We start from the raw sequence: 17056 nt of genomic DNA on the forward strand, positions 1-17056 counted from the left end.
TAAGTTTTCGTAAGTCGTAGCTCCTTTATACGAAAAGAAAAAGTCTTTATATATGTACCCCACTCTGAAATAAACACATTTGCAAACAATTTAACATCCTCTTCATATCACGTTCTTTATAATGATTCAGGCATGCAATTTGGATCCAGTTATTCTTTTGTAAATACGCTGATTCATAATGGACAATATATCCTTGTAAAGCTAACGCATCACCTACCGTTTTAGAAGACTGACCTTCGCTTAATTGAATCGTAAGTATAATTTTCGCGGCATATTCTTTAGGTGAAACAAGTTTTAATCCTATACTAGTAATAGCTTCTTCCATATAATCATATGTCTCTTTAATTTTCACATATACTTTTTCATCTTCAAATCTCTTCAGTGCTTCTTGCAAAGCATAAATTAAATTCCATGAATGAGAATATGGAATACTTTCATTTTCTTCGTACATACCAATGTCCATATAGGCCGGTAATGTCTCGTTTACTTTCACATTGTGATTATGAAAAACAAAAGATACTCCAGTAAACGATTTAATTGCCTTTCCACTAACACCACTTGCAAAATATATATTCTTCAAATCTATTGGTATTGCACCAATTGAGCTTATACAATCTACACATAGTTTCATTTGATTCGTGTTACAAAGAGTATTTAGCTCGTTTAAATCGTTTAACATTCCAGTAGATGTTTCATGATGAACAAACCAAAGCCATTCATAATTTCCAGTTTTCATTATTTCTTCTAATTCTGTATAAATAAACGGCTCTCCCATTTCCTTTTTATACGTATCAAAATGTAATTGTACTCGTTTTGCATGCCCAACTAATCTATTTCCAAATTCTCCATTTGTTAATACTAGTCCTTTCCCTGTTAAAGAACGTAACTGTAAAGCAATCGCATCATTGGCTAACGTCCCTGTTCCTAACATAAGTTGTACATGTTTTGCTTTTGTCATGTAAAGTAACCGTTTTTTCACATTGTCCATTGTCACTTGAAATGACTTAGAGCGATGCGAAATAGGCTTAGTACAAAATGCCTTTCGAACATTCTCTTCAATATCTACTGGACCAGGTAAAAACGTATATTCTTTCGTCATAATCCCCCCAATGCTCGATTCTTCAAACATAGCAGGGGTAACATACATTGGCTGAAAGGCCGCTTCTTCTGTACCAACTAACGTATGGAAAACTTTGAATCCCATTTGCTCATATAAAGCTAGTTCACGTGTTGTTGCAGAAATGAGTGCTAATTCATATCCATTTAGAAGCAAATAACGATGTAGAAAACGGATTAATCCTAACAACGCTCTTCCATTCCTATATTCACGTTCTACTGAAAGTAAACGAATTTCATACACTTTTTCTCCATGCTCTTGCAAATAAACATCTAAATTTGAAATTTTATAATCTAACGAGAATGGTCGTTTTCCCCGCACCGCGACCATACCTACTAATCTATCCTCATCTAAACAAATTAAATATGTATTTTCTTCATGAAACCGATCTATACGAAACCGGTCTTTCGTTTCTTCATGTTGCGGAATCTCTTCTACAAAAGTTTTATAATTTAATTTATGTATACTTTCAAATTCCCAATCTTGATCAGCAACTTTATAAATTAACCCCATGCCTTATCTCCTTTATCTATTTAATAAAAAATGATAAGTGGAGATTATCCCCACTTATTAAACATTTATTTTATTCTCGATTTACATATAGAATAAGTACAATAATCATTCCACTTAAAATAGTCGTAACAACAGAATAAGAATAAAGAATCATACAAATTGGTAAACAAGCAATCGTAATTAGTCCTGGCTTCGTAAATCCTTTGAATATTAAATAAAATACAATAAAAATACCTATGAGGGTAAGCGCTATCAAATAATCAAATGCGATTAATCCTCCAATAAATGTTGAAATACCTTTACCGCCCTTACCTTTAAATAAAACTGGGTAAATATGTCCAATAATAACGGCCAATAATGTTAACATTATGAATGTAGGATCTTCAAAAAGATATTTTGCAACAGTAACAACGATTGCCCCTTTAATCGCATCCCCTAAAAATGTAGCGATGAAATACCCTTTTCCATATACGCGCCCCATATTTCTTGCGCCAGGATTTCCGCTTCCTTCATCCCTAATATCAATGTTATGTCTCAATTTTGTTACTATATAAGCGGTCAATATGTTTCCAATTAAATAAGAAGCCACCAAATATAAAAACTGCATACTATTAATCATGTAATCATTCACTTTCTACATGGGATTACATATACAATATTCAATTACTACGTATATTGTACGTTTTTAACATACATCCCTTCATACATTTTAACATCGTATTTTTACAAATCATACAAAAATTCTCATATACTATTTTTAAAAATATATATCCCTCATTAAATAATATGTTCCTTTCACTGCCATTTCTGATTGTGATACAAATGTAATTTCTTTCATACTTTCTTCACAGCAGTTCTTAAATACAGCAAATATTTCAGGTACTAAACACAATATGCTACCACTTACTGCAATTGGAGTTGAGCGCTTAAATTGCATCTTGTTATAAACATCTACCGTAATTCTTGCTAATTCCTTTCCAGCTTGCATTATAATTTCATGCGCATCATCATTGCCACTTCTCGCTTCCTGAATAACTAATGGTGCGATTGCTGCAATTTTATCTTTAGAAGAAGTATATACTAAGCTTTTTATATGAGACGGTGTCAAAAGTTGAAACTGCCTTTGAATATTCAAACTCAATGGACAAAGGCTGATTCCTTGATCGAATTGAATTGTCATTTTCTTTAAAGCTTGTAATGCAATCCAATATCCGCTCCCTTCATCTCCTAAAATATGTCCCCATCCACCGCTATACTGATATACTTCTCCTTTCTTTCCTATACAAATTGCACCTGTACCACCTATAGTTAATATTCCATCCTTACCTTTTAAAGCAGCTGCATGCGCGATCATTGCATCATTAAAAATTTCAATTTTTGTTCCGTATTTCTTTTTTAAACGTAATGTTAATTCATTTGTATTCGCTCCGCTTATACCAGCTAATCCTAAACAAATACAAACGCAATGCTCATTTATTAAATTCTTCTGGCATTGATTAATTGCTTCCATAATATGCAAAAGCGCCTGATCAAAATCTATTAATACATTTCCAAATCTGCTCGTACCTCTTACAACTTCATTTCCATTTTGATCAAATGCAATTGCCTCTGTCTTCGTTCCCCCGCCATCTACTCCAATCATATACTTCATATGTTCGCCTCATTTTCATTTACATATTGGAGGGAATGTTACATTCCCTAAAACCACGGAATTCTTAGCACCTGTTGCGCTCGGCACATTACTCGGATTACGATGATACGTTTCGTTTGCTAAAATAGCAAATGCAATCGCTTCTTTCGCTGCTGAAGAATGACCAATATCCTCTTGTATACATATACTACATTTCTCTTCTCTTAATCCATTCCGTATCATTTCAACAAGTGTATTATTATAACTTCCACCACCAGCTAAAATCACCTCATCAATGTCATAATACGGTAAAATACACTCCTTATAATGATGAACAATTGAACATGCTGTAAACATCGTGACAGTTGCCAATATATTTCCTTTACTATGCTTTTCAAATCGATTTAATAATTCAGTCACAAACGCTTCTCCAAAATGTTCTCTACCTGTTGATTTTGGTGGTTTCACGTTCAAAAATGGATGGTTCATACAGTATGTTAAAATTTCATCTACAACCACCCCTTGACTTGCGATCCAACCATTTTGATCATATGGTACATGAAATAATCTTTGACATACTTCATCGATTACCATGTTGCCTGGTCCAGTATCAAAAGCAATAACACTCTCATTACTTCGTTTACTTGGAACCACTGTAACATTACCAATCCCACCAATATTTTGCAGTAGTCTATTTTTAGTTTGATGCCGATATAAAATAATCTCTGAATATGGTACAAGTGGTGCACCTTGTCCCCCTGCCGCCATGTCCATCGTTCGGAAATTCGAGATAACCGTCGTGTTCGTTTCATATGCTATTACTGCTGGTTCCCCAATTTGCAATGTTGAAGAAATAATATTCCCTTCTTGCTTTGGCTGATGATAAATCGTTTGTCCGTGAGAGCCTATTAAATCTAATTGTCTCAAAGGAAAATTGGCCTCTTTACAAACTTCCTTTACAGCATTGGCAAAGCATAAACCAAGTTTAAAATTTAAACTACATATAAGTTGGACATTCGAAGTTTCAATTGATAACGCTTGTTGGATCTCATTTTTCATATCATTACAAAATGGAACAGTAGTAAAATGGATGAGTTCGATTTTAGAATCTACACCACTTCCTTCTATATGAACGAGCGCTACATCTATTCCATCTAATGAAGTACCAGACATTACCCCTGCAATATACATAACGTGCATGACCTCCTATTTACTAAAAAACAATCATGTAAGTAACGAACGTACAACCAATTGAAAACAATATAAATCTAAAAAACAACTGAGCTTTTGATGCAAAAGACCCATCAATGAAAGAAACAACTACCGTAAGCAAAACGCTTGCCGCAATACTTGTAACGAGCCAGATACTATGCATTTGTGATAGATTTAGCATGCCTAATAAAGGGACAAAAAGTAAATTTGCACAAATCACTCCAAATAATAATAAAAATACGCCTTTATAACTAAATTTTATATTCATTCTATTTCCCCCTTTCTAGTTTTAATGTGAAAGAAGTGATAGACAAAAAGTCTATCACTCAAAATAACAGCGTGCAGATTAAGGATTAACAGATTCCCCGTCACCATTCTTTTCAATTTCAAGCATATTTTTGTCGTACATTTTAAAGAATGGTAAATAAATAAGGAACGATATTGCTATATTTATAAAAACTAATACAATCGCACGCCAATCTCCACCTGTTGCTAAATATGCACCAATTGGAGCCGGTAATGTCCATGGCGGCATAATATGCGTTGGTGTTACAAATCCCATCGCAGTTGCTGAATATGCAACAGTTGCTGTTACAAGTGGTGTAATGATAAATGGGATAATTAAAATTGGATTTAGTACAATCGGTAATCCGAATATGACTGGTTCATTAATATTAAAAATACCCGGAACAATACAAGTTCTTGATAATGCTTTCGAATATTTCGATCGACCAAATATAATCATAGCTAATACAAGCCCTAACGTCGCACCAGAACCGCCAATCCATATAAACCATTGATATAACGGCTCTGGTGAAATAAATGGCAACTGATCTGCTCCACTAGCAACTGCTTCACCATTTTTCCCTAGGTATACTTCCCATAATGGCCGAGCAACAGTTCCAACAACCGACACACCATGGATTCCGAATGACCAAAAAAACGTAATTAAAAACACTGGAATCATTACACCGAAGTAACTATCCCCAGCTTTTACTAATGGTGCTGCTAATTTATCAACAACATGGTGTAAATCAATGCTAAAAACGACAGTTACTAGACTCATTATAATAATAACGAATGCTGCAGGTATAAGTGCTTCAAATGAACGCGACACAGATGGCGGTACTTGTTCTGGCATTTTAATCATTACATTTTTCTTCTTACAAAATCTTAAAATCTCTACGGATAAAATAGAAACAATCATCGTCACGAATAATCCATGACCTCCGAGATTTGTCATTGGAAGCATAAATCCTTTTTTATCAATTAATTCGGGGGTTAATGTTAAAAGTAGTGAACATACTGCAAGCTGTGCTCCCGATAAAGCATCTAACTTATAACTTTTCGCTAAATTATATCCTATTCCAAATGCTATATATAAGGACATAATAAACATAGTTAAACGATATGGTATCAATATACTTGTTTGATTCTTTAATGCCCAAACCGATATGAAACTATCTTTCGGCAGTGGTGGAAATGCTACTATTAAAAAGAAGCTTCCTACTATAATAAATGGTAACGCCGAAATAACTCCATCACGGATTGCTTGTAGATGCCTCTGCTCAGAAAGCCTTGCCATCGGGCCAGATAAGTTTTTATCAAGAAACGTGACAAACTTATTCATAACGCTTCCCCCTAACTGATTAATTCATTTACAGTTTTTAATAAAGTCGGGCCTCCAAGTGGCGTGTATGCTTGCGGTGGAATGATGCCACACGGAATAGATTCCTCCTCTGCAAATTTTTTTACAGAATCAAATCGGTGTCTTATTTGAGGTGCCACCATTACGACATCCCAGCCATTCTTTACTTCTTCCTCTACCTCATTCGTTCCAATTGCATGCACTTCCATGTTCACACCATTTTTCTCCGCTTCTTTTTTTAAAGCGTTTACAACAATTGCACTGGACATTCCTCCAGAACAGACGAACAAAACTTTCATTTATTAATCCTCCTATACTTATAATTTATTACCCTTCAAATGAAAGGAAGTTTCACTTTACTAACAAGCATATGAAGTAGTAAATGAATTTAGTTATAATGAAAGTAAATTTCATTAAAAATATTTTTCCTATTAAATTAATGTTTCAATATGCAATTTTCTCTATTGCAAGGTCAACCTCCCCTCAGATATTATTTTAAATAATCATATGATAGGGAGGCGTATAAATGATCGTTAAACGTTTATTAATGATATGTTGTATCGTTATCTTGTTCATCCCTTTCTCTTTCATTCCCCCTCACTCTACTTATGCTGAAGTAAATACTACGTACAAAAAACATGAATTACGTGCTGTATGGATCGCATCAGTTCTGAATATTGATTGGCCATCAAAAACTGGCTTACCTATTGAAAAACAGAAGCAAGAATTTATAACGTTATTAGACGATGTAAAAAGCACTGGTATGAATACAGTTGTTGTACAAATTAAACCAACCGCTGATGCTTTCTATCCTTCAAATTACGGTCCTTGGTCTGAATACATTACGGGTACACAAGGAAAAGATCCTGGTTATGACCCGCTCGCATTTATGATTGAAGAAGCTCATAAAAGAAATATAGAATTCCACGCTTGGATTAATCCATACCGAATAACGATGAATCACACCGATATAAATCGATTATCAAACTATCACCCTGCAAGGCAACATCCCAATTGGGTTGTCCCTTATGGCGGAAAGTTATATTACAATCCCGGTATTCCAGAAGTGAAAAAATTTATAACAGAAGGTGCTTTAGAAATCGTACAAAATTACGATATTGATGCGCTGCATATGGATGATTATTTTTATCCATATAAAGTAGCCGGTGAAGAATTTCCAGATCAGAAAACGTACGAAACATATAATAACGGTAGATTTACAAATATAGAAGATTGGCGACGTAACAATGTAAATGAACTTGTAAAAGATTTAAATACTGCTATAAAACAAGAAAAATCATATGTAAAGTTTGGCATTAGTCCGTTCGGCGTATGGAGAAATATAGCTGACGATCCGACTGGCTCTAACACAACCGCAGGCCAAAGAAACTATGATGACCTTTATGCTGACACACGTGAGTGGATACAAAAAGGATATATTGACTACATTACACCGCAAATATATTGGAATATAGGTTTCACCCCAGCTTCATATGACATATTAGTAGATTGGTGGGTTAAAGAAACAAATAACAAACCGATTCACCTATACATTGGTCAAGCGGCCTATAAAATTAATAATAACTCCGTCCCTGCTTGGTCTGATCCAGAAGAATATCCAAGACAAATTGCATTAAACCGGCTATATCCTGAAATTAAAGGTAGTATGCATTTTAGCTTAAAAGATATTAATAACAATCCACTTGGAGTTAAAGATAGACTCTCAAAAGACATATATAAACATCCTGCATTAATCCCGCCTATGCCTTGGATTGATCATGATCCACCAAAACAACCGACTTTAAAAGGTGCCATTCCAAGAAATGAAGGTATTGCAATTGGCATCATTGACAATAGAGATAATGATTCTGCTTATTACGCTATTTACCGCGCGAATGGGAAAAATGAAGCGGATATACAAAACCCCAAAAATTTACTTACTACTGTAAGAAAAACAAAACTTGGAGAAATTTATGTAGATAAAACCGCTATTTCTGGAGAAACGTATACGTATGTCGTAACTGCAGTTGATCGATTGCATAATGAAAGTGTGGCTTCTAGTCATACTACCGTTAGAGCAAAATAAAACCTCATAAAAAAAGCGCCTTAAAGCTGTGATACTTAGCTTTTAAGGCGCTTTTTGTTATTTATTCTTAAACTTCTCAGTCGCTGCTCTCATCTTCACATTTAAATCGTGATCAATCGAGTCGCGAATATCTCGCTCTACTACTTCCATTTCTTTTTTGAAATTTTCCAAGTAGATCTTCAGTTCTTCTTCCTTCTCTGGTCTTTGTGAAGGTGGTAATTGTACTACCAACGATAACATGGCCGTTAAATCTTTCATTAAGAATGTTTCAAGTTTATGTTGTTGTTCAAACATGCGTTGCTCTTGATAGTACGGAAGTGCATTTAATACTGAAATTGTAATATCATCAACCGTTCTTTGTAATGAAGGATTTATTGAGCGTTTATACGCTTGAATTGTATTTAATGCGTCTGGATAACGGTCATAAAAATACAATTTGTAAAATGATAAGTCTGTCGGTTTTACAGTTTGCTGCGTTTCTTGTCTTAAGAAATCTTTCACTTTCATCGCAGCCACATCAATATCTTCATTCGTAAGCTTTTTCGTAGTTTTTGCCATTACATGCACTTTTTTCTGCTTTTCTTTCGGTAACATCGAGAAGACTTGCTCTCTCGTACGTTGACCTGATGCACAAAATAGAGTATTTAATGTATTTTGTTCTTTCTTTCCTTCGGTGCGAATCCAGCGATAAAACAGTGGATGTTGTGTAAATTCTTGTAGAAACGGTATTGATTTGTTTGATATCTTATCTAGAGAATCTTGCGCTCTTTTATATGGCTTCGTCCATGAAAAATACAGTTTCCGCCCGAAGTATACGACTAAAACAACGACAGTAAATGCTATTAAAAGCAATGTACCAAGTAGTAATAGTACTGTTTGAATGAAACTCATTTGTTCACCTCCTCTAATAATCAGTTATTTCCTTGGACGCTGAATGAGTTTCTGCTTCATCTCATCATTAAATGTGTCTAGTTCAATAACGAACTTCTTGCTTGACTCAATAATACGTTCTGACGATTTTTCAGATGCTTCAATTGCAGCGAACACATTTTGGAATGATTCACGTAATTTATCCATGCTAATAGCAGGGTTTTCAAGCAATTTCGTCGTTTCTTCTGTATTTTGTTTTAACGCTTGAGAATTACTTAATACCATCGATTCAATTGCTTCATTCGTCGCATTTACTGCATCAATTGTTTTACGTTGATTCGTTAATGCAAGCTGAATAGCAGCTGAAACTGTTACAACGTTTTGCGTCATCGTAATCGCATTACGTATTGCCTCTGTTAATTTTTCATTATTTTTCTTAATGATGTCTACAGAAGCTATAGATTGTAATAATACACTTTTCGCTTGCTGCATATTACGTGTACGTACAAGTATCTTTTCTAATGCATCGTTAATTAACGGGATATCCCTTTGACGCTCTGGGTTTTGTTTCTCAGCTTCAAGCATGCCAGTAAGCTTTTTCCCTAAGTATACTTGTTTATCAAGAGCATGAATTTTATCGTGCGATTGTTCTTTTAACATTTCAAGACCAACTGTATCCTCTTGTAAGTTATCACGACCAATTAGAAGGGATCTAATAATTTCCTCGATTTGTTTATCTATAGATTGGTATTTATGCACGTATGTTTCAAGTGGATTTTTCTTGAATACTTTAAACATTATTTTCTTCATACCACTTGCTTTAAGTGAATTGGGATCAAGCTCTGATACCACTTTTCTTAATTCTAACAATGTATTTGGAATTTCTTCATTTTTCCCATTCATCATCGCTGTTACAGGGCGTTTTAAAGCTGATAACGTTTGTCCTGCTGCTTGTTGCTCTTTATCCCCTAAATCTCCTAGCTGAGACAATACTTTTGATAAATCTGTATTTTGCTCGCTATTTAACTTTTGTACATAAAGATCAGCTTCTTTATTTAGTTCCTCTAATTCTGCATCTTTTATAACTGTATCAACTACTACTTCTACATTATTATCTTTCACAATGGATACAGGTTCTTTTTTCTCGAGTTCAGTCAACAAAATCGCTCCTTTATTTATATGTGCGAATTTATATGCACTATATTTCATCAATTATATCGTATTTCATATACATTCTGACTGCTTGAAATCGACTTTTTTAGAAATGCCTATTTATGCAGTCATTCCCTGTTTCTTACTATAAGTATACCTGTAATCAACATAATTTTCCTCAGACTTAAGACCTAGAGAACAACATGCTGAAGGCGGATTCTTCATATATTTCCTAAATAATTTACGTTCTTTCAATCGTGCTACACTCAATCTTTTGACATTCACCCGTTTTCAATGTGATAATTCTATTACACTCACTTCTATTTATTTTTGCGAGCTACAAATGCTCCCTTTTGAAACGCTAATAACACCGTTTCAAACGTATCATCTTCTTCAATCATTTTTATAAACTCATTTAATTCACTCGCATGAGAAGTTGCATTATCAACAACAAGAAAACCTTTTGGTTGTAACATACGTTTTATATGCTCAAACCACCACATGTATTGCGTGCGCTCTGAATCTAGGAAAATAAAATCAAATGAATGATCTAATTTGGAATCTAAAAATGCCCCTGCTTCTTGATTATGAATATCGATTCTTTGTAACAGGTTTGCCTTTTCAAAATTGACAAGTGCCTCTCCAACTCGTTCTGAAGAAAGCTCTACAGTTGTTACATTTCCATTTGTTTCTTCTACCGCATTAGCTAACCACAATGTAGAATAACCATTAGAAGTTCCAATTTCCAAGATATTTTTTGCATTACACCCTTTTACTAAAATTGATAAAAATTGCCCCATCTCACGAGAAACATTCCGTAGTTTTTCTTCCCTTGTTTTTTTATTTCGATCATGCTCTTCTCCATATTGTTCAAGTTGCAATAATAATGAATCTACTGTATCCATTCTTTTCATCGCCTTTCCAAGCAATATGATGAAAAAGCTCTTGCTGCCCGTCTATTTTTTATTATATGCGAAACAAAAACCTTTTTCCTGTTATATGACAAAGATTTATAATTTTTTATAGCATATTGTTTCGTTTTTTGGTAAAGTTAATTTCTACGTGCAATTATTCCATTCATATTATTTCATATTAAAATTGCAGTTATTAAATTATATAAACCCCATTTAAATGAATCGGTATTTCAAATTCAATTAAGCGCCCTTTTCGGACGCATTTTCTTTGTTTATATATTTCCAGAAGAAAGGATGCTTACAAATGAACGTGATTAGCTTAGATGCTGCTCGAAAACGAAAGCAGCATAAAAAATTAATGATTACTATACCGATTATTACACGTATTTATGAAGAAGACGGGGAAATTAAATTTGAGGTAGCTGGCGAAAAAGATGTACCTCTTGAAATGTTAGAAAAATAATAAAAAAACGCATTTCTAAAGAAATGCGCTTTTTTATATTTTTACATTTAAATGCATAAGTTTTTCAGGATTAACCATCATATAAATATTTGAAATCTTCTCATCATCAAATGCAAACGAAAGAACATATGTTACTTTATTATTTATCGTAACTATAACTCCTGGTATACCATTAACCATTTGGAAATCAACAGTGTACTCTTCTTTCAATCGTTGTGCAATCCCAAAGAACAAACGTATAATTCGATCTGCAGAATAAATCGGATTGATCGCAGTCGTAACTTTACCGCCACCATCAGCTTTGAGTATAGCATCTGTTTTTAATACTTCTAACATACCTTCCGCATCCCCACACTGTAATGATGATACAAACTTTTCAACATAAGAAGCCATTTTCTCCGTGCTTAATTTTGATTGCTTCGGTTTCTCCAACATGCTTTTTCGAGCACGTTGAAAGATCTTCCTGCAGTTCACACTACTCTTATCAACAATTGAAGCTATTTCTTCGTATTCATAACTGAAAACCTCTCTTAATATGAAAACAATCCTTTCTACCTCAGATAACTGTTGTAAAAGTAATAAATATGCGGTGGAAAGGGATTCTTTCATTATAAATGACTTTGATGGCTCATCACTCTCTTCTACAATTGGCTCTGGTAACCACATCCCTACATACACGTTACGTTTATGCGCTGCCGATCGTAATTTATCAATTGAACGATTTGTCGCCATCTTACATAAATATGCTTTCATATTTTCTATAGATTGAGGATCTTCTATATTATTTAGCGAGATAAATACATCCTGAACGATATCCTCAGCATCCATAACACTCCCAAGGATTCTGTATGCTAACGAAAATAATAATGGTTGATACGCTTCATATAACTGCTCCGTTTCCATGATGAACTGCCTCACTTTCATATTGCTTTAAAATGTGTAACGCTGCTCGTTTCCCGCTTGCTACCGCAGCATCAGCTAATACTTCATCATGCCCTGCCCAATCTCCTGCAACATAAACACCTGGCATTTCAGGTATATTAGGACCCGGCTTTTCAACACGGTCAATATGAGGAAAATCATGTACTACTGTTATTTTCGGTAAATATTGCTGTGCAACAACTTCTCTTTTCCAATTTGGATGTAACAACTCCATCGTACTTTCCAACTGTTCTTTATCTTCATGAATATGATTCATCTCTAGCACAGGATTATGGTACTTAATTAGACTCACTGCAATTGATCCATCTTCACTTAATTTAGCTGCTCTCGATTGATTTGTGAAAAATATAGGTTGATCTAATCCTAATACAAATTGATGTGTAGGATTGGGTAATTGTCTTAAGCCAATATCTAATGCAGCAACAGTAACCGGTACCGATTGTTCACTCCATCTATGCAAGCTTGTTCCTTCTGCACCTTTTATTATTTTACAAGCTTCTTTAGGCGGAGTCGTCACGATGACTGTACCTACTTCAAAAACCTCATCATCAACACAATGTATTCTTTGTTTATCTTCGTAATGCTCTATTTCCAAAACATGCTTTTTAGCCAAAAATTGCACCCCGACATCATTCGCTATAGCTCTTAATTTTGTTATTATCGTCTCCCAACCACCATCTACATAAAGCACTCCTTCTTTTATAGAAAGCCGTATTTGCTTTAGCACAGATGATGCTAATTGTATTGTAGGAGCAAACGTATATGTTGTTGTCCGGCATAGCGTATAAAATATATTGCGAACCATTGGATCTTTTATTTCATTTTCTGCCCATGTAGTTAGACTCATTTTCGGAACTTCTCGTACATCTAAATTTCCTAAACGAATCATAAAACGTGAGAATTGTACTTTTGCAGACCAAGAAAGTAGTGGTGTTGATAAAATTGAGCGAAAATCTGTTGGGATGGTGAATATATCCCCTTTCCATATTCCATGTGCTTTTGCAGATGGTATTCCACCTGAAAGATTCATACCGAGCTCATTAAAAGTTATAAACGCTGCCCCGCCTCTATATAAAGCATGTGCACCAAGATTCATGCAGATTCCATTTTTATTTATAGTCATCCCTCGGCCACCGAATTGACTAGACTTTTCTAATACAATCACTTTCCTTCCAGCTTTCGCTAAATATATAGATGCTGTTAATCCAGCAAGCCCACCGCCAATAATTGCTACATCAAATGTATTCATAATAAAATCCCTCCTTATCGTTCTACATACAAGACGAACGATTAAGGAGGGATGTGACATGAAAATAAATTTTTATTACCCTACTTTATTTCATTACTTTTTAATTCGGTCATATTGCATACGAAATAACTCAATTGCAAATGGAATATCCTCTTCACTCTTTAAATAATAACTGATCCATCCTGATTCAGGTAATACGTGATGTGGTTTTACCAATCCTTGCTTCACTAATTCATCTCGCTTTAACTTCGGAAATGGTAAATCAGCTAATTTATCACCATGAAGATGGCCAAGTTCTTTCTTACCATAATTTATTTCAATACCACCAAATCGATGCGGTTTTTCAGAAACACCCGCCCAGCTGAGCACTTCATTTCTAATCATTTCACTAAATGACATGAACATTCACTCCTTATAAATGATTGATGTAATTTTAAATTAACATTTTCATTACTTTTTTCCATCAATCCAAAGTATGAATGGGAATACGAATATAGTTTGGTCTTAACACCTTATTCTTTATAGAATAAGTAAATTTATTAAACTACCGACAACAGCACAAAACAAAGACTAGACACATATCCTAATTTTGTAACCTAACTTACCTATAGAAAGGCGGGTAATACAATTGACTGCCAACATCGACTATACCTCCCCCTCAACCAATTTTACTTATGATGTAAATAAAAGTAATTTTTTTCGGAAAGATGCCCAAAATTATATAAATGTACTTGGTATTAAACAATTAAATACTTTAGAAAATATTTCTTTATTAGATATTTATTTAAGTACAGGAAATGTTGTAGAACCACATATTCATCAAAATGCAGCTGAACTTGTTTATTGTATTTCAGGGTCTGCTGTTGTTTCTTTACTTAATCCATTTACGAATCAAATATTAAACTTACCGATAAACCCCGGGCAAGTTGCCAACATTCCACAAGCGTGGTGGCATTATGAAATTGCTACAGCAGATAATACTCATTTATTAGCTATTTTCAATGCTCCAACTCCAGAAGTTATTTTCGGTTCTGACATTTTAAGGTTAACTCCGGCTCATATGTTGGCCCATACTTACTGTCTCAATGAACAACAATGGAAACAAGCGGTTTCCCCTATTCAATCAACTACTGTAATTGGTCCTCCGGCAAACTGCAATCAAAACCGTGAAATGAAAAATTATCCAACCCAGCCCCTCGCTCAACAACATAATCCGTATCACCAAGATTCTTATTACTTTCCTCTTTACTGGGGCTATTAATTTGGAAATTTTCAAAAGAATCATCATTTATCTCCTAGGAAAATACCAAGGAGATTTTTTTATTGTATCTTCTCTTCCTATTAAAAATAGTAACAATTGATAGTGTACATACATATAATATTTATATATTAAATTGGAGGTGATAGTACTATGAGTAATTATAACTATCGAAAAAACTACTCTTATAATAAAAATAGTAGCTCTTCAGCATCCTCTCAATCTTCCAATTCTCAATCTTCCAATTCCCAATCGCAAAGAGACTTAGCCGAGCAAGGCTATGTAAAGAAAAAAGGATGTAACTGTAATAAAAATAAATAGTTTATTTTATGGATGAATTCTTTTAAAAGAATTCATCTTTTTTTGCTGATTGGAAATTTTTAAAGTTACATAACTTATTCCTTAAATGAGAAAGGGTAAATTATACTTTTTTATACGAACTTAACAAAGAGTAATTGTTCAATTGATTTATTACTTATTTCCCCAAAAAATATAGTCCTTCCTAAATTTATTAGGAAGGACTATATACAAACCCCTGTTTAATTTCCTACTAAACATTGTAACAAATTAAACGATATTAATACCTGCACTTACAAATCCAGCAACTGCAGCTATTGGACTTGCTGCTGTTAACGAAACATACAGTAGTATTTTATCTCCAGCAGCTACTGGAATAGCTTCAGCTATGATACCTGATGCTGTAGAACCAATCGCTATTGCGGCAAATGCTGGTGTTAATAAAAGAGGTGCGCCTTGTACTGTAAACGTATTGCTTGCTGCAGGTGCAGTTAATATTTGTATTTGCACTTGAACAGGTGATATTGGAGCTAATGCAGCTGTTGCACTAAAGAAACCAGCTAATGACGTAATAACCCCTGCGCGTGGTGCTACAAATGCATAATCACCTATACCTAATGCTAATGTGATACTTGTTCCACCAGTTAAAGCTACACCAGGCTGACTAAATCCAAATCCAAGAAGAGTTCCTGTATTAGCTATTAACGCGTTAACTAACGCAGATGGTGTTGTACCTGAAGCAAATGGAATAATAGCTCCGCCACCAGTTGCACCAGTTGCTCCTGTTAAACCTGTTGCTCCTGTTAAGCCTGTTGCTCCTGTTGGACCTGTTGCTCCTGTTGGACCTGTTGGACCTGTTGGACCTGTTGCTCCTGTTAGGCCTGTTAGGCCTGTTGCTCCTGTTACTCCTGATGGACCTGTTGCTCCTGTTGCTCCTGTTGGGCCTGTTGCTCCTGTTGGACCTGTCGCTCCTGTTAGGCCTGTTGCTCCTGTTGGACCTGTTGCTCCCGTTGGACCTGTTGCTCCTGTTGCTCCCGTTGGACCTGCTCCGGTTCCGGCTGGACCTGTTGGACCTGTTGGACCTGTTGGACCTGTCGCCCCTGGAGTAGCGTTGATTAATTGAATTAATAAATTAAAAAGAAGTTGTAAAGTTGCAGGATCAACATTTGAGTTGCAGGATATAGGGATAAGATCTAAAGCGAAGAAGAATTGTGCAAGGGCGCTATAAAATTGTTGCAATAATGTTGACAATTGTCCTAAATTAGGTGCTGGAGATTGTAATAAAACTATAATACTTTGAGTTAATTGTTTCAAAAAATTAACTTCTGGAGAAGGTAATAAGGAATTTAAGAAAATTAAAAATTGATTAAATAAATCGAGTAACACTAATCTGTTTGCATTACTTGGATTTGCAAAAAATGCTGAAATAGCTGATACTAATGAGTTTAGTAAAGTAATTAATTGACTTAATTGTTCCCTAGTAATAGGAACTGACTGTGGATTTTTACAACAATCTGGAGTGAAAACAATCGGATTATCGCAGTGGTTATGACCAAAACAATTATTATTTGTCATTTATGTCCTCCTTACTTGTTTTATATTTGAGTTTTTCCTATTATAAGGATCATAAAGTTGTAAAAGAGTATGTGTTATATATTGGCTTAAAATAGGAAACATGAAATATAATTAAACTTGAAAACGTAAT

17 protein-coding genes are annotated in these 17056 nt (G+C 34.6%); 3 read left to right on the plus strand and 14 right to left on the minus strand.

What is annotated here, in order from left to right; all coding sequences use genetic code 11:
- Nucleotides 1-46 precede the first annotated feature (46 nt).
- From ACO6VI_RS27600 to ACO6VI_RS27630, 7 genes are all read right to left on the minus strand, one after another.
- Nucleotides 47-1630, minus strand: coding sequence for an aminotransferase class V-fold PLP-dependent enzyme (locus tag ACO6VI_RS27600; RefSeq protein ID WP_063547264.1), 1584 nt, complete (start codon nt 1628-1630; stop codon nt 47-49).
- A gap of 70 nt (nt 1631-1700) precedes the next feature.
- Complete coding sequence (gene plsY / locus ACO6VI_RS27605) at nt 1701-2249, minus strand: glycerol-3-phosphate 1-O-acyltransferase PlsY (protein ID WP_088020971.1); 549 nt, start codon at nt 2247-2249, stop codon at nt 1701-1703.
- A 138-nt stretch (nt 2250-2387) separates the two neighbouring features.
- Nucleotides 2388-3281: a BadF/BadG/BcrA/BcrD ATPase family protein gene (locus tag ACO6VI_RS27610; RefSeq protein WP_088020970.1), complete on the minus strand. Its 894-nt coding sequence runs from the start codon at nt 3279-3281 to the stop codon at nt 2388-2390.
- Nucleotides 3282-3296: 15 nt separating this feature from the next.
- Nucleotides 3297-4451, minus strand: a complete 1155-nt coding sequence (anmK, locus tag ACO6VI_RS27615) for an anhydro-N-acetylmuramic acid kinase AnmK (protein ID WP_078993321.1) — start codon at nt 4449-4451, stop codon at nt 3297-3299.
- 22 nt (nt 4452-4473) lie between these two features.
- Nucleotides 4474-4740: a hypothetical protein gene (locus tag ACO6VI_RS27620; RefSeq protein WP_001021963.1), complete on the minus strand. Its 267-nt coding sequence runs from the start codon at nt 4738-4740 to the stop codon at nt 4474-4476.
- Between the two features lie 78 nt (nt 4741-4818).
- Complete coding sequence (locus ACO6VI_RS27625; RefSeq protein WP_001032277.1) at nt 4819-6102, minus strand: PTS sugar transporter subunit IIC; 1284 nt, start codon at nt 6100-6102, stop codon at nt 4819-4821.
- 11 nt (nt 6103-6113) lie between these two features.
- A complete protein-coding gene (locus ACO6VI_RS27630) occupies nt 6114-6419 on the minus strand; it encodes a PTS sugar transporter subunit IIB (protein WP_000865907.1) in 306 nt (101 codons plus the stop codon).
- A gap of 227 nt (nt 6420-6646) precedes the next feature.
- On the opposite strand from ACO6VI_RS27630, the gene ACO6VI_RS27635 reads away from it, so the two are divergent.
- Nucleotides 6647-8206 (plus strand): glycoside hydrolase family 10 protein, encoded by a 1560-nt coding sequence (locus ACO6VI_RS27635; protein ID WP_098840539.1) that lies wholly within the window; start codon nt 6647-6649, stop codon nt 8204-8206.
- A 57-nt stretch (nt 8207-8263) separates the two neighbouring features.
- Here ACO6VI_RS27635 and ACO6VI_RS27640 read toward each other — a convergent pair whose 3' ends face one another.
- The 3 genes from ACO6VI_RS27640 to ACO6VI_RS27650 form a co-directional block, all read right to left on the minus strand.
- Nucleotides 8264-9097, minus strand: coding sequence for a DUF3974 domain-containing protein (locus ACO6VI_RS27640; protein ID WP_000008372.1), 834 nt, complete (start codon nt 9095-9097; stop codon nt 8264-8266).
- Between the two features lie 24 nt (nt 9098-9121).
- Nucleotides 9122-10234, minus strand: a complete 1113-nt coding sequence (locus tag ACO6VI_RS27645) for a toxic anion resistance protein (protein ID WP_142338398.1) — start codon at nt 10232-10234, stop codon at nt 9122-9124.
- Between the two features lie 314 nt (nt 10235-10548).
- Complete coding sequence (locus ACO6VI_RS27650; RefSeq protein WP_098840545.1) at nt 10549-11142, minus strand: O-methyltransferase; 594 nt, start codon at nt 11140-11142, stop codon at nt 10549-10551.
- Between the two features lie 304 nt (nt 11143-11446).
- On the opposite strand from ACO6VI_RS27650, the gene ACO6VI_RS27655 reads away from it, so the two are divergent.
- Entirely contained in the window at nt 11447-11605 is a 159-nt protein-coding gene (locus ACO6VI_RS27655) for a hypothetical protein (RefSeq protein ID WP_001100984.1), read from the plus strand.
- A 33-nt stretch (nt 11606-11638) separates the two neighbouring features.
- On the opposite strand, the gene ACO6VI_RS27660 is transcribed toward ACO6VI_RS27655, so the two are convergent.
- The 3 genes from ACO6VI_RS27660 to ACO6VI_RS27670 form a co-directional block, all read right to left on the minus strand.
- On the minus strand, nt 11639-12508 hold the full coding sequence (locus ACO6VI_RS27660) for a sigma-70 family RNA polymerase sigma factor (protein WP_098840540.1): 870 nt from the start codon (nt 12506-12508) through the stop codon (nt 11639-11641).
- Complete coding sequence (locus tag ACO6VI_RS27665) at nt 12486-13796, minus strand: phytoene desaturase family protein (RefSeq protein WP_098840541.1); 1311 nt, start codon at nt 13794-13796, stop codon at nt 12486-12488. Before ACO6VI_RS27665 ends, ACO6VI_RS27660 begins: the two co-directional genes overlap by 23 nt.
- 93 nt (nt 13797-13889) lie before the next feature.
- Nucleotides 13890-14195 carry a luciferase family protein gene (locus ACO6VI_RS27670; protein WP_000010319.1) on the minus strand — a complete coding sequence of 102 codons (306 nt, stop codon included), beginning with the start codon at nt 14193-14195 and terminating at the stop codon, nt 13890-13892.
- 229 nt (nt 14196-14424) lie between these two features.
- Here ACO6VI_RS27670 and ACO6VI_RS27675 point away from each other — a divergent pair, with 229 nt between their 5' ends.
- Entirely contained in the window at nt 14425-15057 is a 633-nt protein-coding gene (locus tag ACO6VI_RS27675; protein ID WP_098840542.1) for a cupin domain-containing protein, read from the plus strand.
- A gap of 564 nt (nt 15058-15621) precedes the next feature.
- On the opposite strand, the gene ACO6VI_RS27680 is transcribed toward ACO6VI_RS27675, so the two are convergent.
- Entirely contained in the window at nt 15622-16926 is a 1305-nt protein-coding gene (locus ACO6VI_RS27680; RefSeq protein WP_202626572.1) for an exosporium glycoprotein BclB-related protein, read from the minus strand.
- Nucleotides 16927-17056 lie beyond the last annotated feature (130 nt).

Origin of the sequence: Bacillus sp. PSXD-155 (assembly GCF_049310765.1) — a bacterium.
GTDB classification, from domain to species: domain Bacteria; phylum Bacillota; class Bacilli; order Bacillales; family Bacillaceae_G; genus Bacillus_A; species Bacillus_A cereus.